The following is a 20602-nucleotide window of genomic DNA, read 5'->3' on the forward strand; positions in this document are numbered from 1 at the left end:
TGGCCGCTGACGTGGGGAAGGGCATTGCCCAGCTGGGCCTGAAGGATGCCGAACTGCTGAGCAGCCCCGAGGTGCGCACACGGCAAACCGCCCACTTCATTTTCGACAAGCCAATCGCCACGCGAGACTGGCTCAAACAATGCGACAAGGGTTTTGCCGACGCCGCGCTTGGTCACAAGAGCGTCGGGCGCAACCTGGTACTGATCACCCACAGCGGTTGCATCGACCAGCTGCAGCGGCAGTTCAATGTTGCTGGAGGAGAACGTTCCAGCGCCTACACCAGCGCGCTGTTCGTTTCTGTCTCCGACAAGGGCAGGGCACGCATCCTCGGCCAGATGAACGCCGATGCCTGGAACCATCTTGTTTCCAGCGCAGGTCTGTAAACATGCAGCGCTCTGGCCGTACCGCCTTCTACACGAACAACCTGGGCCTGCCGTTGCTGCTGGCGGCGGTCGTGTTCGTGCTGTTCGACATGACTCATCTGGACCAGCAGATCAGCAATTTACTGCTCGATCCGGGGACCGGCGAATTTATAATGCGGCACAACCCATGGTTTGAAAAAGCGACTCACAAATGGCCACGTATCCTGCCGAACTGGACGGGGGAACTGGCGGTCATCGGCAGTCTGTTGTCTTTTGTCTGGCCGCTGCTGGCGAAATTTCCTCAGCTGGGCGCAAGCCGGTTCCTGCAAGCAACACGCATCGGGCCCGTGTTGCGATTCACCACTCGCTATCGCCGAGACTTCCTGTATCTGGTAGTGACCTTCGCGTTGTGCACCGGAGTGATCCATTATCTGAAGAGCCACACCGGCATCTACTGCCCGGTGGAAACCACCCTCTACGGTGGAGCGGCGCCTCACAAGGAATGGTTCAGCAGTTTCACCTGGCTGGACAAGGCCCCGGCAGGCCGGTGCTGGCCCGGCGGCCATGCGTCCAGCGCATTCACGTTGCTGGCGGTTTACTTCGTGGCCCTGCGGTACCGGTGGCCGCATGCACGAAAACTGCTTATTGCTGTGCTCTTGCTGGGGTTTGTGTACGGAACCACGCGTGTGGTGCAAGGCTGGCACTACATGTCGCATACCTTCTGGGCCGGGATTTTTGTGTGGCTGACAGCCTGGGTGTCTGCATTGATGTTCTACGGCCGACCCGCGTTGCAGGGGGTGCCACGGGGGGATGAAAGCCGAATACCGGTGGCTGTGGTCGACGCGGCATAGACGCCGTTGGAAATATTTTCGGGTTTGTTGTCTGCGAGCAAAAGGTGAGCGCTGCCCACCTTCTGCTCGTGGTCCGCTCCGAGGTCTACCGCACGGGTTCGGTTATCATCCCGTGTGCTACATCCTCAACCAGCGCCTTGGCCATGCCGCTGAGGTAGTGCGCTCCCCAGACCATCTGACCATTGCCCTCGACCCCGGCGTGCAGCGTCATCTTGTAGACGCAGTCCAACAGCACTGACGCTTGTTCCAGGGCGTAGTCCGCGTCGTGCCCTGGAGTGACCTTGAACAGCCGGTTCGCGATCTTCCCGCCGACGCCCTCACCGAAGGTGCCGACGCCCGATGTTTTCAGCTCTTTGAAATTGACGTTATTGCTCATACCTGACCTCCATCGCATGCACGCCAGCGGGTCATCGCTAGCTGGAGGCATGCGCCGTACGTGTGGGAGCTGGCTTGCCAGCGAAGAATCCAACTCGGTTTTCCGGATCAGTGCACCGACTGCACCCGACTTAGCGCCATCTCGACAAGACTGCGAGCATTTTCAATTTCATGCATCGCCGCCAGGGTCAGGACCTGCCCGGCAGGTTTGGGAGATAGCAGCACTGTCTGCTGCGCGATGGTCAGGGCGCAGACCAGGTATTCCGAGGTTTGGAGAAGCATGGCTTCGAGGGAGGTAGATGCAGCAGTTGCATCGGGTGGATCTGGAACTATTTTCAGCATGGCGAACCTCTGATTTTTCGATGAAGAGCTGCCACAAGTCTGCTGTCAAACAGAAAGGTGGCGGCTATACGCGGGTTGACAGACCGGGAAAAATAGAGAAAAACCGGCGCACCGAAGTGCCCCACGCATAGCCGCCATAACACAGCGTAAACGTGGTCTATTAATTCACCAGCCTGTCAAAGCCGGTCGTTGATGATCAACGACTGGCCGAGACTAGACCGGCTAAAAGACCATCGCAAGCGCTCAAAGGCGGTAGCAGGATAATTCGGAAATTTCCTACAAGATATAGGTGAAGTCTGAAGTTTTGCCGTTTTTTCAGGCTAATCGTCGGGTTACTCAGCTTCAGCTTACACATTGCGTTTGGCCAGTCCTGGCCTCTTCGCTGGCAAGCCAGCTCCCACAGGTACAGCACAGGCTCCAGAGGCAGCGCCGGACCTATGTGGGCGCAACTGTCTTTGTACCCTGCTTACATCGCACAATCCGGTAGGGATGTGGCCCGGCGAGGGCTACGCCCTCGATCGCGGCACAAGGCACGCTCCCACAGGGCCCGGCTTTGCCGGGCCGGGGTTGTGATTACCTCGGTAGAAGACAGTTGCTCCCACAGATGCCCTGGCTGCGCTGGGCAGGGCATTGACCACAACACCCCACACCGGCCCAAGGCTCGGCAACACTCAGGCCCAGAACCCAGAACCCAGAACCCAGAACCCAGAGCCCAGAGCCCAGAGCCCAGAGCCCAGTACCCCGTGCCCGGCGAAGCCGAGCACCTGTGGGAGCGTGCCTTGTGCCGCGAAAGGGGCGCGCAGCGGCCCCAAAATCGCATCGACGCTGCAAAACCAACTGGCGACATCCAGTGCCCCCGTCACCCATCGCATGTACCGTCACCCCCACGCCCGCTATGAGAGCTGGCTTGCCAGCGAAGAATCCAACCGGGTTTCTGAATCAGTGCACCGACTGCACCCGACCCAGCGCCATCCCGACATCTTTCACACCCCCCTATACCCACGGGTATATGGACCCTGAAACCCCCCGGTTCTAATTTGAAGCCACAAAACATGACAACCGAGGAACATCCCCATGGATCGATTGAAAGGCAAGGTGGCACTGATCACCGGCGGCGCAGGTGGTTGCGGGCTGGCGGCATCGGAGCTGTTCGCCGCCGAGGGCGCCAAGGTGGTGATCCTCGACTTGCCGACCAGCCAGGGCGAAGCCGTGGCCGCACGTATCAATGCCACAGGCGGGCAGGCACTGTTCGTCGCCGCGGATGTTTCGGTGGCCGACCAGGTGCACAGCGCCGTGAGCCGGGCACAGGCACATTTCGGCGCAATCACCGTGCTCATGAACCACGCCGGCATCATCGCCGCCGGCCCCTTCCTGGAAACCAGCGAAGCCGACTGGGACCGGCTGATGAGCGTCAACGTCAAAAGCATGTTCCTGGTGACCAAGGCGGTGCTGCCGGGCATGCTTGCCGCGGGTGGCGGCAGTGTGATCTGCACTTCATCAATCTCGGCGGTGGTGGGCACGCCCATGGAGGTGCTGTACTGCACCACCAAAGGTGCCTGCCATATGTTCGCGCGGGCATTGGCCGTGGAATACCGCGATCAGAACATCCGCAGCAACGCCATCTGCCCAGGCTTCATTGGTACCGCCCACGGCCGGCGCGAGCTTGATCTTCTGCGGGGTTATGGCGTGGATGCCTCCGACGAAGCAATCAAGACCATGCAGGGGCGCCTCTGCGACCCGTCCGAGGTGGCCGCCGCCGCGCTGTTCCTGGCCAGTAACGAATCGAGCTTCGTCAGCGGCTCGCACCTGTTCGTCGACAACGCTTACACCGCCATGTGAAGACCGGCCAGCCCTGGCGGCTGGCCCACGAAAACAACAACAGACTGCAACTTTCAATTCTGCCCCAAGCCAATTCCAACAAAAGAGAGGCAGCAGATGGAAAACATCGGCACTTACGTCATCTACGTGATCATGGTGTGCGCGGTGGTCGGCGCCATCGCATCGATCATCAACGCAGAATCCGAGCTGGCCAAGGAGTTCACCGCGGGCCTGCACAGCATCGGCCCGATCTTCATCCCGGTGGCCGGGATCATGGCCGCTATTCCGTTCATATCCAGTTTCATCAGCCACTTCATAGGCCCGCTGTTCCTGGCCATGGGCGCCGATGCCGGCATCGCCGGACCGATTTTCATTGCTTCGGACCTTGGGGGCTACCAGTTGGCGCAGGCGCTGTCTCAGAGCCCCGAGGGATGGATTCTTGGCCTGATCACCGGGTTCCAGTGCGGCTCGACGGTGATCTTCGTCATCCCCGTGGGCCTGGCCATGCTCAACAAGGCCGACCACAAGTACATGGCGCTGGGCATCATGGCCGGGCTGCTGAGCATTCCCATCAGCATCGTCCTCATCGCCATGGGCATGCAGGCCATGGGGCTGGGCGTGCGCCCGGACATCGCGACGGCGGGCGCGGCCACCCAGGTGCTGCACTTCACCCTGCCAACCTTGCTGCGCAACCTGTCACCGCTGATCCTGTTCTGCGTGGCGCTGGCGGCGGCGCTGCGGTACTTCCCCAACCTGATGGTGAGCCTGTTCCTCAAACTGGGGCAATTGATGTACGCGGCCGTCACGCTGGTGCTGGTGGCCTCGATCGTAGAGTACTTCACCGGTGCGTTCACCGCGCTGTTTGGCGGCTGGGGCTTCGCACCGATCATCGCCGACAAGGATGATCAGTTCCGCGCCCTGGAAATCGCAGGGTATGTGGGCATCATGCTCTGCGGTGCGTTCCCGATGGTCTATCTGATCAAGCGCTTCCTGTCGCGGCCGATCGAGGCGGTGGCCTCCAGATTTGGCCTTTCTCCGGTCGGGGCGGCGGGTGTGCTGGCGGCGTCGGCCAATATCCTGGCGATGTTCCGGCTGGTGGCGGACATGCCGCCCAAAGACAAGGTGCTGGTCATCGCATTTGCCGTCTGCGCTGCCTTCACCTTCGGCGACCACCTGGCGTACTCGGCCAACTTCCAGCCGACGCTGATCGGGCCGCTGATCATCGGCAAGCTCGCGGGCGGGCTGCTGGGGATGCTGCTGGCGTACTGGCTCGCGGTACCTAAGGCCGAGCAACTGGGGCGCGAGGAAGAGCAGGCTGGCCTGCTGCAAGTCAGCGCGCCGTTGCGCTGATCGGGCCTGGCATCGTTCAATGCCGTTCGGGCTGGTACAGCCGGACGGCATTCGTGCATCCCTTCCGACAAAGCACAGGCAACCCCCATGAACAGCGACGACGCCAACCGCCTGGGCACGGTCATTCGCAGCATTGGCAGCGACACACTGGGCCCGGTCCTCGACGCAGCGCTCAAGGGCGTGGTCGATTTCGACATGAGCTGCGTCTATCTGTTTCGCTTCAACCAGCCCGCGCTGCTGATCCATGATGGCTACAACCAGCGGGTCGCCGAGCGCACGCTCAAGGCTTATCTGCGCGGAGGCTATCTGCTCGACCCCTTCTATGTCGCCTGCACCAACAATCATCCCGCTGGCTTGTGGCGCATGCGCGAATTGGCGCCGGACAGCTTCTTCGCGTCGGGCTTCTCCATTTCCCACGATATCCACCCCTGTGTCTCCTCGCATCACGGCAGCCTTATCGAGGAGATCGGCTTCATCGTGCCCGTGCGGCCACGCACGGCGCTGGTGTACTCGCTGATGCGCGGGCTGGACAAGGGCGCGTTCGAGCAATCCGAAGCCGAGCGGCTGACGGTGCTGAGCCCGGTGATCGATGCGGTCTTCAGCCAGCACCTGCGCCTGGCCCATGCGGACGCGCTGGCAAACCCGCAGGACTCGGACAGCCAGCTGGAAGATGCTTTCGTCGACATTCTCCAAGGCCAGCTGACGCAGACCCAGCGTCACGTGGCCAAGCTGATACTGCAAGGGCACAGCAGTCAGTCAATCTCACGCGAGCTGGGGATCTCGGAAGGAACGGTGAAGGTCCACCGGCACAACATCTGGCAGCGCCTCGGGATTGCCGGCAATGCCGAGCTGTTTCGGCTGTTTATCAATTACCTGGTGAAGAACAGTTGAGGCGCTAGCGCATCAGTGCGCAGTAGCAGGTATGGGCGGGAGGAGGGCATGGGTGTTTCATCGATCCCGCTGATGATTACTATCGAAAGGCCCGCCTGTCGGGTTGCCAAGGTCGACTTTTATAATCGCCTTCAATTTTTCCCTTCCCCCCGCCTGCTACAGGCGGCATTCCCCTTGGAACCCAGCCCCATGCCAAGTGCCACCCAGGCCCCTCAGGGCCTTCCCGAACACAATCAACGGAGCGTCGTGCAGCAGTGGCTGGCGATTCTCTCGGTCGCCGTGGGTGCTTTCGCCCTGGTGACCAGTGAGTTTCTCCCGGTGGGCGTACTCAACGATGTCGCCAGCGACCTGGGCATCAGTGCCGGCCACGCCGGTCTCATGGTGACCCTTCCCGGCATAATGGCCGCCCTGGCTGCACCCTTGCTGTCGGTGGGCATTGGCGCCATGGACCGTCGCTACCTGCTGGTTGGCCTGACGCTGCTGATGATCATCGCCAACTCGGTGGTGGCCTACGCCAGCGACTTCAGTCTGTTGCTGTTCGGCCGGGTGCTCCTGGGCGTCAGTATCGGCGGTTTCTGGGCGACAGCGATTGCCCTGAGCGGGCGCCTCGCGCCCAAGGGTGTTGGCGTAGCCCAGGCCACCTCGATCATCATGGTCGGTGTGACCCTGGCCACCGTGCTGGGCGTGCCCGTGGGCACCTGGCTGAGCGGCCTGATGGGCTGGCGCATGACCTTCCTGGTCACCGCGCTGGTGGGCGTGCCGGTGCTACTGGCGCAAATCTTCCTGTTGCCGCGGCTCACCCCGGACAAGGCCATTCGCGTCAGTGACCTGCCGGCCCTGTTCATCAATCCCCAAGCGCGGGTCGGGCTGATTGCCGTGTTGCTGATCGGCCTGGCGCACTTTGCCGCGTACACCTATGTCGCACCCTTCTTCAAACAAAGTGCCGGCTTCGATGGGCCGACCATTGGCTCACTGTTGCTGCTCTATGGCGTGGCCGGGGTGATGGGGAATATTTTCGCCGGTTTCGCGGCCAACCAGAGCGTGCGTCACACCCTGATGCTGGTCGCCCTCATGATCGGCGTCAGCACTGCCTTGTTCCCCTACTTCGCCACCGGCATGACCGGCGCCGCGATGCTGATCGCGCTCTGGGGCTTCGCCTTCGGCGCCTTCCCGGCCTGCTCCAGCATCTGGATGTTTGTCGTCGCGCCCAAGGATGTCGAACGCGGCATGCCACTGTTCGTCGCGCTGTTCCAGGTGATCATTGCGTTGGGCTCGTTCTTCGGCGGGCAGATCGTCGATCAGATGGGCAGCTCGGTGCTGATGAGTCTGGCCACGGCCCTGGTGGGCTGCGGGTTGGTCACGGTGCTTGTGCTGGGGCGTAACGTCAGCAATCGCCTGGTGGCCCAACCCACTTGATCTAGTGGACGGTATTCCGGGGCGCAGTATTGATAGCACCACCGCCCCGGCCTTCCCGATGACAACAGCCGCCATGAAAAGTTCCAGCTAGAGAGGCAAAACCGCGGCTTGCCTTTGAATGTTCACAAAGTTGTAACACAGCTGCTGCAAGATCACCCGGCCATCACACGGAGCACTTTCGATGATACGCCTGATGAAGTCTGCTGCACTCGCCGTTTCCGTTTCTCTTTGTGCCACTTCGGCCTCCTTCGCCGCGGAAAGCGTCCGCCTGACCGGTTCGGGCGCGAGTTTTCCGGCACCGATCTACCTCACCTGGTTCAAGGATTTCAGCAAGAACACGGCTGGCGTCACAGTTGACTATCAATCCAAAGGGAGCGGGGCGGGCGTTCAGGACTTTCTGAACAAGACGGTCGATTTCGCAGCCAGCGACTCGGCCATGAAAGACGAAGACATCGCCAAGGTTGGCGAGGGCGTGCAGTTGCTGCCAATGACCGCCGGCGAAATCGTCCTGGCGTACAACCTGCCGGGCAATCCAAAGGGTCTGAAGCTGCCACGCGAGGTGTATTCGAACATCTTCCTCGGCAAGATCACCCAGTGGAACGATCCGCAGATCGTCGCGGCCAACCCTGAACTGAAACTGCCTGCCACGCCTATCACTGTCGTGGTGCGTGCGGACTCCAGCGGCACCACCGCGGTATTCACCAAGCACTTGTCGACCATCAATCCAGGCTTCAAGGAAGCGTTGGGTGAAGGCAACACGGTCAACTGGCCAGCCACCGACAAGTTCATCAAATCGCCCAAGAACGACGGCGTGACCGCCACCGTTCGCCAGACTCCGGGCGCCATCGGCTACATCGAGTACGGCTTCGCCAAACTGGCCAAGGTCGACTTCGCCGTGCTGCAGAACAAGGCCGGCCAGTACGTCGTGCCGAACGCCGAAAGCGGTGCCGAGGCGCTGGCCGCGGTGAAGATGCCGGAAAACCTGGTGGCCTGGCTGCCTGATCCGGACGGTGCCAAGTCCTACCCGATCACCACCTACACCTGGTTGATCTTCCGCAAGGACAACGGTAACCCGGCCAAGGCCAAGGCCATGCGTGAAATGGTCGAATACAGCCTGACCGAAGGTCAGAAGATCGCCGACTCGATGGGCTACATCCCGCTGCCACCGTCGGTTGTCGACCAGGTGCGCAAAGCGTCCGCCAACATCCAGTAAGGCTTGCCAGACCGCTCCGGCGTGGCTTGTCAGCCATGCCGGGCGCGTCGGCCCTCTGTCCCGGAATCAACCAATGAACACACCTTTTGCCATACCGGATAACCCCGACTCTGCGTGCCGGCCACCGTCCGCGAAGGATTTTCTTGTCGATCGCACCTTCCGTGCGCTCGCTCGCGTAGGCGTGGTGCTGATTCTTGCGCTGGTCTTCGCGCTGATCTTCGAAGTAGGACGCAAGGCGCTTCCAGGTATGGAAAAGCATGGACTGGACGTGCTGTTCGGCAGCGTCTGGGACGTCAACCAAGGCAAGTACGGCATTCTCCCGGCGATCTGGGGCACGCTGTACAGCGCCTTTATCGCGTTGCTGATCGCGGGCTTTTTCGGCGTCAGCATTGCGATTTTCCTGACTCAGGATTTCTTGCCCCCGAAGCTCGCGGCGGTCTTCCGCACCATTGTCGAGCTGCTCGCCGCCATTCCCAGCGTCGTCTACGGCCTGTGGGGCATCTATGTGGTCATCCCGGCGATCCGGCCGTTGACCGCGTGGTTGAACAGCGAGCTGGGCTGGATTCCGTTTTTCGGCACCTCCTTGAGCGGCCCAGGGCTGCTCCCTGCGGCGCTGGTGCTTGCCATCATGATTCTGCCGACCATTGCCGCCGTTTCGCAGGATGCGCTGACAAGCGTGCCGATGAAAACCAAGCAAGCGGCCTACGGCATGGGGACCACGCACTGGGAGGCAATCCTCAAGGTGATGGTGCCATCCGCCGCCGCTGGCATCTTCGGCTCCCTGGTGCTCGGCCTGGGCCGCGCGCTAGGCGAAACCATGGCCCTGGCCATGCTGGTCGGCAATGCGAACACCATTTCACTTTCCTTGTTTGCCCCGGCCAACACGCTGGCGGCCCTGCTGGCACTGAACTTCCCGGAAGCCGGGCCGAACGAGGTGGAGGTCCTGATGTATGCCGCCCTGGTACTGATGTTCATCACGCTGCTGGTGAATGTCCTCGGGTCGTTGATCATGCTCTACGCCCAGCGGGGTAACAAATGATGACTAGCCTCACGACGCCTGCAATCGCACAGCCCAGCCTGCAGCGCAGATTCGAAGGGCGCGCCCTGCGCAGCCTGGTGCTGACCACGCTGGTGTGGAGTGCCGCATTCGTGGCCGCCGTGCCGCTGATCTCCGTGCTGTACATGCTGATCACCCGCGGCGGGGCCCGCCTTAGCCTGGAAGTGTTCACCGAACTGCCGCCCACCGGCTTCGAGATGGGCGGGGGCTTTGGCAACGCAATGGCCGGTACCTTCGTCATGGTCGGCATTGCCGCGGCCATCGCGGTTCCGGTCGGCATTCTCGCAGCGGTCTTCCTGGCCGAGCTCGGGCCGGACAGCAAGCTGGCGAACGTCTCGCGCTTTGCCGCCAGAATGCTCACTGGGTTGCCGTCGATCCTGGCCGGCGTATTTGCCTACGCCCTGGTGGTCATGACCACGGGGACCTACTCGGCCCCGGCAGGGGGTGTGGCGCTGGCGGTACTGATGCTGCCGATCGTCGTACTGACCGCCGAAGAGGCGATGAAGATGGTACCCAAGATCATGAAGGACGCCGCCTACGGCATGGGCTGCACACGCGCCCAGGTGATCTGGAAAATCGTCTTGCCTACCGGGCTTCCCGCCATCCTGACCGGCGTCATGCTGGCCGTGGCGCGCGCTGCTGGCGAGACCGCGCCGCTGCTGTTCACTGCCTTGTTCAGCAACTACTGGATCTACCACGAAGGCAGCCTGGCGGTCATGAACCCTACGGCGTCGCTTGCGGTACTTATCTACAACTTCTCTGGCATGCCTTTCGACAACCAGCTCGAGCTCGCATGGGCGGCCTCGCTGGTACTGGTCATGATCGTGCTGGTGGTCAACATCCTCAGCCGTATCTTTGGCAAGCCCAAGTATTGAAAACGGGAGCACCTGAACGTGAACGTATCAACTGCGCAAAAAACTGCTCCGTTAGTCAGCCAGGCGCCGGTGGTCATGGACTGCAAGCTGGACAAGATTTTCTACGGTAACTTCATGGCGGTACGTGACAGCCATGTGCCGATCGAAAAGAACAAGATCACCGGATTCATCGGGCCGTCCGGCTGCGGCAAGAGCACCGTGCTGCGTAGCCTCAACCGGATGAACGACCTGGTGAAAGGTTTTCGTTTTGAAGGACATGTGCACTTTCTTGGCCAGGATGTCTACGGCAAGGGCGTCGATCCCGTGGTCGTGCGCCGCTACATCGGCATGGTATTTCAGCAGCCAAATCCGTTTTCGATGAGCATCTTCGACAACGTCGCGTTCGGCCTGCGCCTCAATCGCTACAAGGGCGATATCGGCGACCGCGTTAAGCATGCCCTGCAAGGCGCTGCCTTGTGGGATGAAGTCAAGGACAAGCTCAAGGTCAGCGGCCTGTCCCTGTCGGGCGGCCAGCAGCAGAGGCTCTGCATCGCCCGCGCCATCGCAACCGAACCTGAGGTCCTGTTGCTGGACGAACCGTGCTCGGCCCTCGACCCGATCGCTACCCGGCGGGTAGAGGAACTGATGGTCGAACTGAAGAAGGACTACACCATCGCGCTGGTCACTCACAACATGCAGCAGGCGATTCGTGTCGCTGACACCACCGCTTTCTTCTCGGTTGATATTTCCCAGGGTTCGCGCACCGGCTATCTCGTCGAGATGGGCTCCACCACCCAGATCTTCGAGAATCCACGTGAACAACTGACGGGTGACTACATCAGCGGCAAGTTCAGCTGAGGCGTCCGGTCGTTTACCTTCTGTGTAGTGTTTTTCAGGATAGCCAATGCTTGTCACACGTCGTCTTGATCTGCCAGCGATAGAACGCGCACTGCGCAAGGTGCAGGGCAGCTTTACCGAGCTCAGCCAGCACTTTACCGAGCCGCGCGATCCGTTTACCGACGAGGTGCTGTGCAATGTACTTGAAGGCTATGCCCTGATTGACGACTATGTCGCGCGTGGCGTGGACCTTTTTGATCTCCAGCAACTGAACCTGATGCTGGAAATCAATGCCACGGTACTGTGCGGTAGCGACCCGGCGCGCCGAGCGGAGTTTGCACAGCATCTCGCGGCGACCGAGGAGCACTTCTTCAATAACGTGGAAGGCGGCATCAAGGATCTGTACAACTGGTATTGCGCCTACCGCAGCGATTCGGTCTGGAAGCGGGCGGCCGGTGTCTATGTGCGAATCCTTAGCAAGCCGCAACTGTTCATCGAGGGTAATAACCGCACGGGGTCGCTCATCGTCAGCTACTTGCTGATGCGCGCGGGGCTGCCGCCGTTCGTGTTGACGCTGGACAACGCCGAGGGCTACTTCAACCCGTCCTCGGTCATTCGCAACTCCGCCAAACATGGTGTCAAGGCATTGTACGAATTGCCCAAGATAAAGAAGAAATACGCGGCATTCCTGGAAGCGAAGGCGCCCGATCCCATGGTGTTCTTCCTACGTGGGGCGGCCGTGCCCATCTATCGGGGGAGTCATTGATGGAAAGCTCCCCAATGCTTGCGCAATGGCGGTCTCGCGGCCTCCAGGCGCGCCAGGCCATCGTGCGGGTGTTCAGGCGTCCGCAGGTTCGTATTTCGTTCGATATCGATGACACGCTGGCCTGCCAGCTCTACCACAGCGATGTCGAGCACAGCCGGCTACCGGGGTTTGTCCATCGCTGGCTCGGCGAACCCCTGCGACAAGGCACGCGCTCCCTGATCCGCGACCTGCGTCGCCAGGGATGCAGCATCTGGATCTATACCTCGTCTGGCCGCACCCCGTCCTACATCAGGCGCTGGCTGTTGCTCTACGGGATCCGCGTAGACGGGGTGGTCAATAGTGATCGTCACTACCATGGCCTGAAGGGGCATGGGCTTTCGAACCCGCCTTCGAAATTTCCACCGGCATTCGACATCGACTTGCACGTCGATGACTCCGAAGGCGTCGGAATCGAAGGCGCTGACCACGGTTTCCGCGTCGTTGTCGTGAATCCGGAAGATGAAAACTGGACGCGAAAAGTCCTGGATGCCGCGGTGAAAGTTCAGGCGCAGCTGGCGTGGCAGCAACCGCACAGGTATGAGGCGCCAGTTCGGCAGCGCTCGGAAGCGCTTGCCTCCTGAGGGATTCTCGGGTCTGCCCACGAATTGAACGCCAGGTGCACCTCGGTATCAACGGTCGGGGGGCGGCACCAACTCCAGAACGCGGTTACGACCGCCTTCCGCCAGCAGGTAGGTACCTGTAGCCGTACGTACGATGGACTGTGGTGCTTTCAGGAACGACAGGATCGTTCGTTGCTCGCCACGCGAATCAACCAGCAGCAACCGGGCGCGGTGGGTCGAGTCTTCGCTGATCCACATTCCCCGGTCATCGCACATCAGAAAGGTCGGCTTGTTCAGGTTGGCCACTATGACCGGGTCGCTGCGGTCTTCGGTCAACTGGTGAATCACGCCTCTTTCCTTCTCGGTGTAGAGCAGGCGGCCATCCGTGCAGCGGGTGATGGATTCGGCTTCATTGAGGTCATCGCGCACCACCGTCAAGTCGCGATCCTTCCAGCGATAACGGAATAACCGGCCTCTGCCTTTGCGGTCTTCGATTGCGTACAGGTCATCGCCGTCGTTCCACAGCCCTTGCACGTGGGCACCTTTGAACAGATCGATAACCTCGCCATCCTTGAGAAAGCTGACCATCGCCCCATCGACTTCCTGGCTGTATACCCACCCGCCGTGAGAAGCGACCATGCCGTCGGGTTTGGACAGGTTGGCCACCATCACCTGGCGCCTGCCATCCGGGTGGATGCGCACGATCGTCCCGCGCCCCCTGGGCAGCTCCTGGCTGACCATGAGCGAGCCATCTTGCATGGGCCCCAGTGACGCGGCCTTTGGCACATCGCGGTGGACAACCTTGAAACGCCAGCCATCGGCCGACTGCACGGGGTAAAAGTACTGCCAGGCAAAAAATCCCAGCGCTGCAAGCAGCGCGAGACAAGCCCCACCTAGCGCTACCCGTAACGTCCGATACCACGCTCTCGCGCCCTTGTTCTTGCTAGTTGTCTGAATCATGGACCAAGCCGCCGACAAATGTTCGTACAGGATCGTCGCGCCCAGCCGTATCAGCACGATGCGATCTGGGTTTAACCGCGTTTGCCAAATACAGGACCTACCATCCGCTTATGGTCACCATCACTGTCGTGGCAATGCCAATGGCCGAGGCGCGCCTGCAAGGGGCGGAACTATAACCCACGCAATACCCGCCGTATTGATAGTTTCATAATGACTGAACTAAGTTTTTGCCGTCTGCGATTTGTCTGGGCGCGGAGCATCACCAGAATGCGCGCTTATCGTGTTGATAACCCATTTTGAAAAGGAAATTGTCTTGGGTGTAAGCAGGCGGAAATTTTTGATCGGCGGCGCAGTGTTGGCGGTTGCCGGTGGCGCGGGGATTCTGACGCCCATGTTGACGCGCGAGGGCAGACTCATCCCCGGCAAACCGAGAAGTGGTTTCGTGGAAGGCACCAACGGGCCCCTTGCACAGCAAGCAGACGTGGTCGTCATTGGTGCAGGCATTCTGGGCCTTATGACCGCGATCAACCTCGCTGAACGAGGTCTTTCAGTGGTCGCCGTTGAAAAAGGTGATATCGCGGGCGAGCAGTCATGCAGGTTTTATGGTCAGGTCATGACGTACAAGATGCCTGATGCGACCTTCCAGTTGCACCATCTTGCAAAACAACGTTGGCGAGAAATGAATGCCAAGGTTGGTGCGGATACAAGTTATCGCACACAGGGCAGGGTCGAAGTGCCTTTCGATGAAGAAGACCTGGAAAATGTCAGAACATGGATTGCCACCAAAACCAGGGAAGTGGGGTCCGACATCCCGTTCAAGACGCGCATCATTCAAGGGCGTGAACTGGATCAGCGGCTGAACGGCGCTTCATCACGCTGGGCAGTCGCGGGTTTCGAGGAAGACTCCGGAAGTCTGGACGCCGAAATCGCCTCGTATGTCATGGCAGAGTACGCGAAGAAGATTGGCGTCAGGATCTACACGAACTGCGCCGCAAGGGGATTGGAAACCCAGGCAGGCGCCATCTCTGATGTCGTGACAGAGAAGGGTGCGATAAAGACGTCTCGGGTTGTCGTGGCCGGCGGTGCGTGGTCCAGGTTGTTCATGCAGAACCTGGGTGTCGATGTTCCAACCTTGCCCGCGTACCAGTCACAGCAGATCATCAGCGGGGCACCTCGTGCGCCCGGGGGCAATGTGGCCTTGCCTGGGAATATCTATTTCCGCGAACAGGCCGACGGCACCTACGCAACGTCGCCTCGCGTCGTCGTTGCCCCGGTCGTCAAGGAGTCCTTCATGTATGGCTACAAATACATGCCGCTTCTGGCCATACCCGATTTCCCGGTTCATATCGCACTTAACCGGCAGCTCATCGATTCTTTCCTGCAGCCAACCCGCTGGAAGCTGGATGAAGTATCGCCCTTCGAGAAGAACAGGCTGATGACGGCGGCCCCCGATCTTCCAGAGCTGAATGCATCACTGGAAAAGCTCAAGGTCGAATTCCCCGCCTTCACGGCGTCGAAGTTGATCGATCAGTGGAGTGGTGCCATGGCGATCGCCCCGGATGAGAACCCCATCATTTCGACGGTGAAAGAATATCCAGGCCTGGTCCTTAATACCGCTACCGGTTGGGGCATGACGGAAAGCCCGATTTCTTCCGAGTTGACGGCAGATCTGCTGCTTGGCAAGGCTCCGGTCCTGGACCCAGAACCCTTCAGTCTGTACAGGTTTTAAACACTACTTTTAGCCGCTCACTGATTCGTGCACACGAATCAGTGACAACTATTCAGGAATGAGCCATGAAATTTGCTTTGAAGACCGCAGCGGCGCTGGCCTTGACAGTAGCCGCTGCCGGGGGCGTGCAGGCACAGGATGTTGTGCGCCATGGCGCAGGAAGTTTTCCAATCTCGTCTGCGGTGGAGATCCCTTCAGGGAAAACGGTGGTCTACCTCAGTGGTACCGTACCGTCGGTCACCAACCCCAGTGCGCCCAAGGGTTCTCTGGAGTCCTTCGGTGATACCAAAGCACAAACGGTCAATGTGCTTGAAAACATCCAGCAACAGCTGAAGGCGCTGAATCTTGGCCTCAAGGACGTGGTGAAGATGCAGGTGTTCCTCGTGGGTGGGCCTGAGAACGACGGTAAAATGGATTTCGACGGCTTCATGGCAGGCTACACGCAATTCTTCGGCCCGGCCGCCAGGCAGCCTGACCTTCCTGCGCGCTCCGCGTTCCAGATCGCAGGCCTGGCTGACCCCGCCTGGCGCGTGGAGATCGAAGTGGTCGCGGTTCGGCCTTGAGGGCTTGAGTACAAGCAGGGCTCGCGTCCTGTGTTGCAAAACGGGCCTGCGGGAGGCGCGCGCCCTCCCAGCACCGCCAGAAGTGTGAGATGGCCAGTCGCCGCCAGGGAATGTATCGGGATTTCAGTGGTCTGTTGGGGCATCTCAGTCCAGGCTACCCAACCATGAGAATCTCCCATGCCAGCTGGCTGCTGGTACTGCCCCTTCTTGGCGGCTGCCAGTACCTGCCTCATAGTACCTTCTTCAAGGCCCCCGAGAACGAACCGAATCCCGCCTGGGTGCGCATCGTCAACTTCACTCAGCACGCCGCGATCTACCAGGTCGAGAATGGGGTAAAGACAGGCGGGGCAGTTCGCCGTGGCGAACTACCCTTCGTGCATACCCAGGACATGAACATGCCCAAGGCCGGACAGGATCTGACGTTCGACTTCTACGAAACGCCGGTGCGCCCAGACCTGAAGTCCGAGGTATACATGGAGTGGGAGGGTAACCGCACCGAGTACTGCTACAACATCGCGCAGTTCACCCCCAAGCCAGGTCATTACTACGAGTTCTGGATGACGTCGGGACACTCCGGCAAGTGCAAGATGCACTCCAGCCTTATCGAGCGTGACGCGCAAGGTGAAGGCTGGCACCTGACGCCCAACCCGGACGTGACCTATTCCACCGGCAGCGATGTCAACGACGTCACCTACGGCAATGGGTTGCTCCGCGATTCGGACTAAAAACCAAACTATCCACTGCCGTGAGCGACTTTGCTCAAGCACGGTGGTTCCAGGGTGCAGTCCGTAGACAGGGCATGATGTCCGAGGTGACCATAAATCCCAGAAAGCGTGTTTAAAGTGCCGATATTGACCAATAAGCCACAAAATATGGGAATTATGTGAGTTGATGCGCAGTGATGGCGGCTCTATACTTCTGGGTAGCCAGAGGCTCAGAACAGGCCAGGTACCCATCATGTTGGATTTAAGCTTCAGCAAGCCGAGTGAAGTCGTCAAACGCCTCTGCGAACGCCTGCGCACAGAGCGCCTGGCGCTGGGGATGACCCAAGCCGAATTGGCCGGGCGCGCGGGAATCGGCACCAATACCGTCTCCAACCTTGAGGCTGGCCGCAACGTCGGGTTTGAGAGCGTAGTGCGGGTGGCAATGGTCCTCGGACGAATCAAGGATCTTGAAGGGCTCTTCCTGCCAAGGCTGGACAGCATCGAGGACATCAGGCGCTACGAAAATAGCGCTAATCGACTGCGCATGAAGAGGAAGCATGGCAGTGCTTGAGCAGGTGAACGTCTTTTACGAAGGGTGGGGTGAGCGATGGCAGTGGGGCTCGCTGGTCTCTACGACCGCCCTGACCGGTCGCCCGCTCATCGTGTTCGAGTACAGCAATGAAGCCAGGCAAAGGGGCCTTGAGCTGTCCTCCTACACACTGCCATTGGTAGGGCCAAAGCTGCGCAGGGACTTTCCAGGCCACCAGCTTCACTTGCCAGGCCCTGTCTATGACGCGTTGCCGGACGGGTGGGGCATGCTGCTGATGGACCGTATGTTCAGGCGCCGCGGCCTCACCACGTCGCGGATAGGCTCACTGGAACGGCTGGCCTTCATTGGTAGCAATGCGATGGGCGCCATGACGTTTGAGCCGGTGATGCCCGAAGGGCAGGAAGCGGACGTCCACATCCCGCTGGCACAGCTTGCCGCCGACGTGCAGCAAGTGCTCCATGGAGAAGGTGGCGAGTTCCTGCAGACGTTGATGCTGGTGGGCGGCTCGCCCCAAGGTGCAAGGCCTAAAGTCCTGGTCTATCGCGACCCTGAAACGGGCGGGTTTACCACTGCCGTCACGCCGGGCTTCGAAGCCTGGCTGGTCAAGTTCCCCGCCCGAGATGAGCATGCCGAGGTGTGCGCTGTTGAAATGGTCTATGCCCAGTGCCTGCGCATGTGCGGCATCGAGACCCCAGAGACGCAGTACTTCAGTCTGCCCAATGGCATGGCGGCGTTCGCCAGCAAGCGATTTGACCGCGAGGCAGCTCTGCGCGTACCCATGCAAAGCCTCGCGGCGTTTGCGGGTGCCGACTACCAGTCTCCAGGGGTGTTGGATTACGTCAACTTCTTGCGGGCAACGCACCTGTGCACCAACGACGTGCGGGAGATGGCGGTGGCCTTCGAGCGGGCCGTCTTCAATGTGGCATTCAACAACAGAGACGATCATCCCAAGAATTTCGCGTACATCATGTCGCGAGAGGGTCGGTGGAGGCTGGCGCCGGCTTACGACGTGACCTTCTGCGAGGGCCCTGGTGGATACCACCAGATGGATGTGATGGGAGAGGCTCTGGCGATTTCCCGCGCGCAGATGCTTCGGCTTGCCGGGGAAGCCGAGGTGCCGTTGGAGGTTGCCGGCGCAATGATTGACCGCATCTGTAAAGTGGCCAGCCAGTTCGCAAGCATCGCCGAAAATCTGTATCCGGAAGCTATCAGGCGAGATACTTTACGCACGATCCAGAGCCGCATCGATCAGAACGTAGTTCGTTTAGGTACAGTAGAGGGCAGGAAGTAGCCAGCAGCACCCAGTAAAGGCACGCCTGACGCCCCACAACCGTCCCGATAGCGAGAGGCGTAATAATCCTGTCGCGGGACTTGTACGTGCCTTGAAGCGATCTAGACTTCCTACCTCACGCAGTCCGGAATGTTGTGCATGAGCGCGTTCTGACCGCTCATCGCTGATTACAGGTTCGTTTCCCTCGCTAATTCCCAAAGCAAGGAGATCGACGATGCCTTACTCGCTACAGCAGCTTTCCATTGCCGTCCTGAGTTTCTGCTGCGCAATGCCCTCGCTACAGGCAGCCGAACAGTCGTCCGCTGCAACACCGCAGGTTACCCAACCTGCCAGTGGCGTCCTGATGCACCCCGAATACGCCAAAGCGATTGCCCGGATGGCTTACCTGTGGGGTTGGCCGATGGTCAACATGCTCAATCGCAACGACACCATTACCAAGGCGCCACATCCCGGTCTGCTGGGCGGCATCTTGCCGGTAGCCCCTCGCGGCCAGCTAGGCATGCTGCACGACTACATCACGCCGGCGGAAACTTTCGTGACGTGCCCGAACCAGGACGTGGTCTATGGACTGGGGTTCTTCTCTCTGGACGACGAGCCGGTGATTGCCCAGGTGCCGGACTTCGGTGACCGGTTCTGGGTCTACGCCATCTACGACCAGCGCACGGATCAGGTTGGCGAGCTGGGCAAGCCCTATGGCAGCAAACCTGGCTTTTACCTGCTGGTGGGACCCAACTGGAAGGGGGACAAGCCGGCGGGGGTGGAGGCAATCATCCGTAGTCCCACCGCACTGACAAACGCCATCCCGCGCATTTTCATGGATGACACCGTCGAGGATCGCGCGGCGATTCAGGAAAAGCTCAACCAGATCGCCTTCTACCCACTCAAGGATTTTGACGGGAAGGTGAAGGCAATCGACTGGAAGAGCACCCCGGACATTCCCAACCCCAACGCGGCCAAGGCCAGTGGAGGGGAAACCAGATGGGTGATCCCGGAACGATTCTTTGACCAGTTACCCAAGGTGCTGGACATGGTGCCACCACTCCCGGGAGAAGAGGCGCTTTATGGCCAGTTCCGTTTGCTGATCGACGCCGCCGCCAAGGACCCGGCGCTGAAGAAGCTGCTGGTGCAGATTGCGGTGGAAAGCGAAAAGAACATCATCAGGCCGTTCTTCGAGTGGAGGCATAACGGTCGTCCTGCGGGCAACGGCTGGAACCGCTCCACCCACAACGCCCAGTTCGGTCTCGATTACTTCAATCGGACCGGTACGGCCAAGTCGAACATGTTCGACAACCGTCCCATCGAAACCCAGTACTTCTACACCGACTTTGACCACTCCGGTACCCAGCTCAACGGCGGCCACAGTTATGAAGTCACGTTCGCCGCCGGGCAAGAACCGCCCGTGCAAGGTTTCTGGTCGCTGACGCTCTACAACCAGAAGCACCTGTTCAGCACCAACACGCTCAACCGCTATTCCCTCGGCACCAAGAACAAGGACTTGAAGCGCAACGCCGACGGCTCGCTCACGCTTTATATCGGTCCCACCACGCCAGGCGGCGACAGGGCGAGCAACTGGCTACCTTCACCGAAGGAACCGGTCTCGCTGTATATCCGTGCCTACTGGGGCAAAGAGCCGATTCTTGATGGCAGCTGGCAACCGCCCGTTATCAGGAAGACAAAGTAGGTCGACTTTCATCCACGGTGCCAGGCGCGCACTCGGTCAGGAGAGTTGAATGAGCTCATCAAACCGATCTTTCACCGTATCGGCGCTGGCTGTGGTGCTGGCTTTCATACCCATGGCACAGGCAGAGGCACCGGCTTCCCCGCTGATCAGGCAGATCAACAATGGCAACTGGCTTGCCCCTGAGGAGGCGCAGAGCCTGCGTGACGAGTTGTACTACCAGCGCGCGGTGTTCGCCTACATGACCCTGTCGCCAGCGCTCAATACCATTGGCATGAAAGAGGGTTCGGAGAAAGCCTTCGGTGCCGGCTACAACATACTGCCGATCTGGAAGCAACGCATGGACTCGCGGACAGTGACCGCGTACAACATCACCGATGGCACCATGCCGGAAAC

At 60.1% G+C, this 20602-nt stretch carries 20 protein-coding genes and 2 pseudogenes; 19 read left to right on the top strand and 3 right to left on the bottom strand.

Features of this window, described 5'->3' with window-relative positions:
- Nucleotides 1-383: pseudogene (locus VJS90_RS00545) on the top strand (histidine phosphatase family protein); the annotation flags it as partial.
- A gap of 2 nt (nt 384-385) precedes the next feature.
- Nucleotides 386-1213 carry a phosphatase PAP2 family protein gene (locus VJS90_RS00550; protein WP_324118083.1) on the top strand — a complete coding sequence of 276 codons (828 nt, stop codon included), beginning with the start codon at nt 386-388 and terminating at the stop codon, nt 1211-1213.
- An 85-nt stretch (nt 1214-1298) separates the two neighbouring features.
- Here VJS90_RS00550 and VJS90_RS00555 read toward each other — a convergent pair whose 3' ends face one another.
- Both VJS90_RS00555 and VJS90_RS00560 read right to left on the bottom strand, forming a co-directional pair.
- Entirely contained in the window at nt 1299-1589 is a 291-nt protein-coding gene (locus tag VJS90_RS00555) for a DUF3077 domain-containing protein (protein ID WP_324118086.1), read from the bottom strand.
- 107 nt (nt 1590-1696) lie between these two features.
- The gene (locus tag VJS90_RS00560; RefSeq protein ID WP_324118087.1) at nt 1697-1930 is read right to left on the bottom strand and encodes a hypothetical protein; all 234 of its coding nucleotides are present in this window, start codon (nt 1928-1930) and stop codon (nt 1697-1699) included.
- Between the two features lie 1074 nt (nt 1931-3004).
- Between VJS90_RS00560 and VJS90_RS00565 the strand changes: the two genes are divergently transcribed.
- From VJS90_RS00565 to VJS90_RS00610, 10 genes are all read left to right on the top strand, one after another.
- A complete protein-coding gene (locus VJS90_RS00565; RefSeq protein WP_324118089.1) occupies nt 3005-3769 on the top strand; it encodes an SDR family NAD(P)-dependent oxidoreductase in 765 nt (254 codons plus the stop codon).
- A gap of 96 nt (nt 3770-3865) precedes the next feature.
- The gene (gene eutH / locus VJS90_RS00570; protein WP_324118091.1) at nt 3866-5098 is read left to right on the top strand and encodes an ethanolamine utilization protein EutH; all 1233 of its coding nucleotides are present in this window, start codon (nt 3866-3868) and stop codon (nt 5096-5098) included.
- An 87-nt stretch (nt 5099-5185) separates the two neighbouring features.
- Nucleotides 5186-5989, top strand: a complete 804-nt coding sequence (locus tag VJS90_RS00575) for a helix-turn-helix transcriptional regulator (protein WP_324118093.1) — start codon at nt 5186-5188, stop codon at nt 5987-5989.
- A 189-nt stretch (nt 5990-6178) separates the two neighbouring features.
- Nucleotides 6179-7405 (top strand): MFS transporter, encoded by a 1227-nt coding sequence (locus VJS90_RS00580; RefSeq protein WP_324118095.1) that lies wholly within the window; start codon nt 6179-6181, stop codon nt 7403-7405.
- 181 nt (nt 7406-7586) lie between these two features.
- On the top strand, nt 7587-8618 hold the full coding sequence (gene pstS / locus VJS90_RS00585; RefSeq protein ID WP_324118097.1) for a phosphate ABC transporter substrate-binding protein PstS: 1032 nt from the start codon (nt 7587-7589) through the stop codon (nt 8616-8618).
- 73 nt (nt 8619-8691) lie between these two features.
- The gene (gene pstC / locus VJS90_RS00590; RefSeq protein ID WP_324118099.1) at nt 8692-9657 is read left to right on the top strand and encodes a phosphate ABC transporter permease subunit PstC; all 966 of its coding nucleotides are present in this window, start codon (nt 8692-8694) and stop codon (nt 9655-9657) included.
- Entirely contained in the window at nt 9657-10550 is an 894-nt protein-coding gene (pstA, locus tag VJS90_RS00595) for a phosphate ABC transporter permease PstA (RefSeq protein ID WP_324118101.1), read from the top strand. The genes pstC and pstA overlap by 1 nt, the downstream gene beginning before the upstream one ends.
- Nucleotides 10551-10625: 75 nt before the next feature.
- Complete coding sequence (pstB, locus tag VJS90_RS00600) at nt 10626-11387, top strand: phosphate ABC transporter ATP-binding protein PstB (protein ID WP_324118117.1); 762 nt, start codon at nt 10626-10628, stop codon at nt 11385-11387.
- Nucleotides 11388-11433: 46 nt separating this feature from the next.
- Entirely contained in the window at nt 11434-12132 is a 699-nt protein-coding gene (locus VJS90_RS00605) for a hypothetical protein (RefSeq protein WP_324118103.1), read from the top strand.
- Complete coding sequence (locus tag VJS90_RS00610; protein WP_324118105.1) at nt 12132-12752, top strand: hypothetical protein; 621 nt, start codon at nt 12132-12134, stop codon at nt 12750-12752. The genes VJS90_RS00605 and VJS90_RS00610 overlap by 1 nt, the downstream gene beginning before the upstream one ends.
- A gap of 48 nt (nt 12753-12800) precedes the next feature.
- Here the strand turns inward: VJS90_RS00610 and VJS90_RS00615 are convergent, their stop codons facing one another.
- Nucleotides 12801-13691, bottom strand: a complete 891-nt coding sequence (locus VJS90_RS00615; RefSeq protein ID WP_414704882.1) for a hypothetical protein — start codon at nt 13689-13691, stop codon at nt 12801-12803.
- Between the two features lie 337 nt (nt 13692-14028).
- Between VJS90_RS00615 and VJS90_RS00620 the strand changes: the two genes are divergently transcribed.
- The 7 genes and pseudogenes from VJS90_RS00620 to VJS90_RS00650 all read left to right on the top strand — a co-directional run.
- A complete protein-coding gene (locus tag VJS90_RS00620; protein WP_324118119.1) occupies nt 14029-15420 on the top strand; it encodes an NAD(P)/FAD-dependent oxidoreductase in 1392 nt (463 codons plus the stop codon).
- 65 nt (nt 15421-15485) lie between these two features.
- Nucleotides 15486-15983: a RidA family protein gene (locus VJS90_RS00625; RefSeq protein WP_324118109.1), complete on the top strand. Its 498-nt coding sequence runs from the start codon at nt 15486-15488 to the stop codon at nt 15981-15983.
- A gap of 164 nt (nt 15984-16147) precedes the next feature.
- Nucleotides 16148-16708 (top strand): hypothetical protein, encoded by a 561-nt coding sequence (locus tag VJS90_RS00630; RefSeq protein WP_324118111.1) that lies wholly within the window; start codon nt 16148-16150, stop codon nt 16706-16708.
- Between the two features lie 232 nt (nt 16709-16940).
- Nucleotides 16941-17258, top strand: coding sequence for a helix-turn-helix transcriptional regulator (locus tag VJS90_RS00635; RefSeq protein WP_324118113.1), 318 nt, complete (start codon nt 16941-16943; stop codon nt 17256-17258).
- Entirely contained in the window at nt 17251-18528 is a 1278-nt protein-coding gene (locus VJS90_RS00640) for a type II toxin-antitoxin system HipA family toxin (protein WP_324118121.1), read from the top strand. The genes VJS90_RS00635 and VJS90_RS00640 overlap by 8 nt, the downstream gene beginning before the upstream one ends.
- A gap of 214 nt (nt 18529-18742) precedes the next feature.
- Nucleotides 18743-20209 carry a DUF1254 domain-containing protein gene (locus tag VJS90_RS00645; RefSeq protein WP_324118115.1) on the top strand — a complete coding sequence of 489 codons (1467 nt, stop codon included), beginning with the start codon at nt 18743-18745 and terminating at the stop codon, nt 20207-20209.
- Nucleotides 20210-20258: 49 nt separating this feature from the next.
- Nucleotides 20259-20602, top strand: a pseudogene (locus VJS90_RS00650) (hypothetical protein); the annotation flags it as partial.

The organism is Pseudomonas sp. (assembly GCF_035277045.1).
Taxonomy (GTDB): domain Bacteria; phylum Pseudomonadota; class Gammaproteobacteria; order Pseudomonadales; family Pseudomonadaceae; genus Aquipseudomonas.

Bases quoted from the DNA above. Each gene is read 5' to 3' on its own strand.
- VJS90_RS00550 (WP_324118083.1), top strand. From the start codon at position 386: ATGCAGCGCTCTGGCCGTACCGCCTTCTACACGAACAACCTGGGCCTG.
- VJS90_RS00555 (WP_324118086.1), bottom strand. From the start codon at position 1,589: ATGAGCAATAACGTCAATTTCAAAGAGCTGAAAACATCGGGCGTCGGC.
- VJS90_RS00560 (WP_324118087.1), bottom strand. From the start codon at position 1,930: ATGCTGAAAATAGTTCCAGATCCACCCGATGCAACTGCTGCATCTACC.
- VJS90_RS00565 (WP_324118089.1), top strand. From the start codon at position 3,005: ATGGATCGATTGAAAGGCAAGGTGGCACTGATCACCGGCGGCGCAGGT.
- eutH (WP_324118091.1), top strand. From the start codon at position 3,866: ATGGAAAACATCGGCACTTACGTCATCTACGTGATCATGGTGTGCGCG.
- VJS90_RS00575 (WP_324118093.1), top strand. From the start codon at position 5,186: ATGAACAGCGACGACGCCAACCGCCTGGGCACGGTCATTCGCAGCATT.
- VJS90_RS00580 (WP_324118095.1), top strand. From the start codon at position 6,179: ATGCCAAGTGCCACCCAGGCCCCTCAGGGCCTTCCCGAACACAATCAA.
- pstS (WP_324118097.1), top strand. From the start codon at position 7,587: ATGATACGCCTGATGAAGTCTGCTGCACTCGCCGTTTCCGTTTCTCTT.
- pstC (WP_324118099.1), top strand. From the start codon at position 8,692: ATGAACACACCTTTTGCCATACCGGATAACCCCGACTCTGCGTGCCGG.
- pstA (WP_324118101.1), top strand. From the start codon at position 9,657: ATGACTAGCCTCACGACGCCTGCAATCGCACAGCCCAGCCTGCAGCGC.
- pstB (WP_324118117.1), top strand. From the start codon at position 10,626: ATGGACTGCAAGCTGGACAAGATTTTCTACGGTAACTTCATGGCGGTA.
- VJS90_RS00605 (WP_324118103.1), top strand. From the start codon at position 11,434: ATGCTTGTCACACGTCGTCTTGATCTGCCAGCGATAGAACGCGCACTG.
- VJS90_RS00610 (WP_324118105.1), top strand. From the start codon at position 12,132: ATGGAAAGCTCCCCAATGCTTGCGCAATGGCGGTCTCGCGGCCTCCAG.
- VJS90_RS00615 (WP_414704882.1), bottom strand. From the start codon at position 13,691: ATGATTCAGACAACTAGCAAGAACAAGGGCGCGAGAGCGTGGTATCGG.
- VJS90_RS00625 (WP_324118109.1), top strand. From the start codon at position 15,486: ATGAAATTTGCTTTGAAGACCGCAGCGGCGCTGGCCTTGACAGTAGCC.
- VJS90_RS00630 (WP_324118111.1), top strand. From the start codon at position 16,148: ATGAGAATCTCCCATGCCAGCTGGCTGCTGGTACTGCCCCTTCTTGGC.
- VJS90_RS00635 (WP_324118113.1), top strand. From the start codon at position 16,941: ATGTTGGATTTAAGCTTCAGCAAGCCGAGTGAAGTCGTCAAACGCCTC.
- VJS90_RS00645 (WP_324118115.1), top strand. From the start codon at position 18,743: ATGCCTTACTCGCTACAGCAGCTTTCCATTGCCGTCCTGAGTTTCTGC.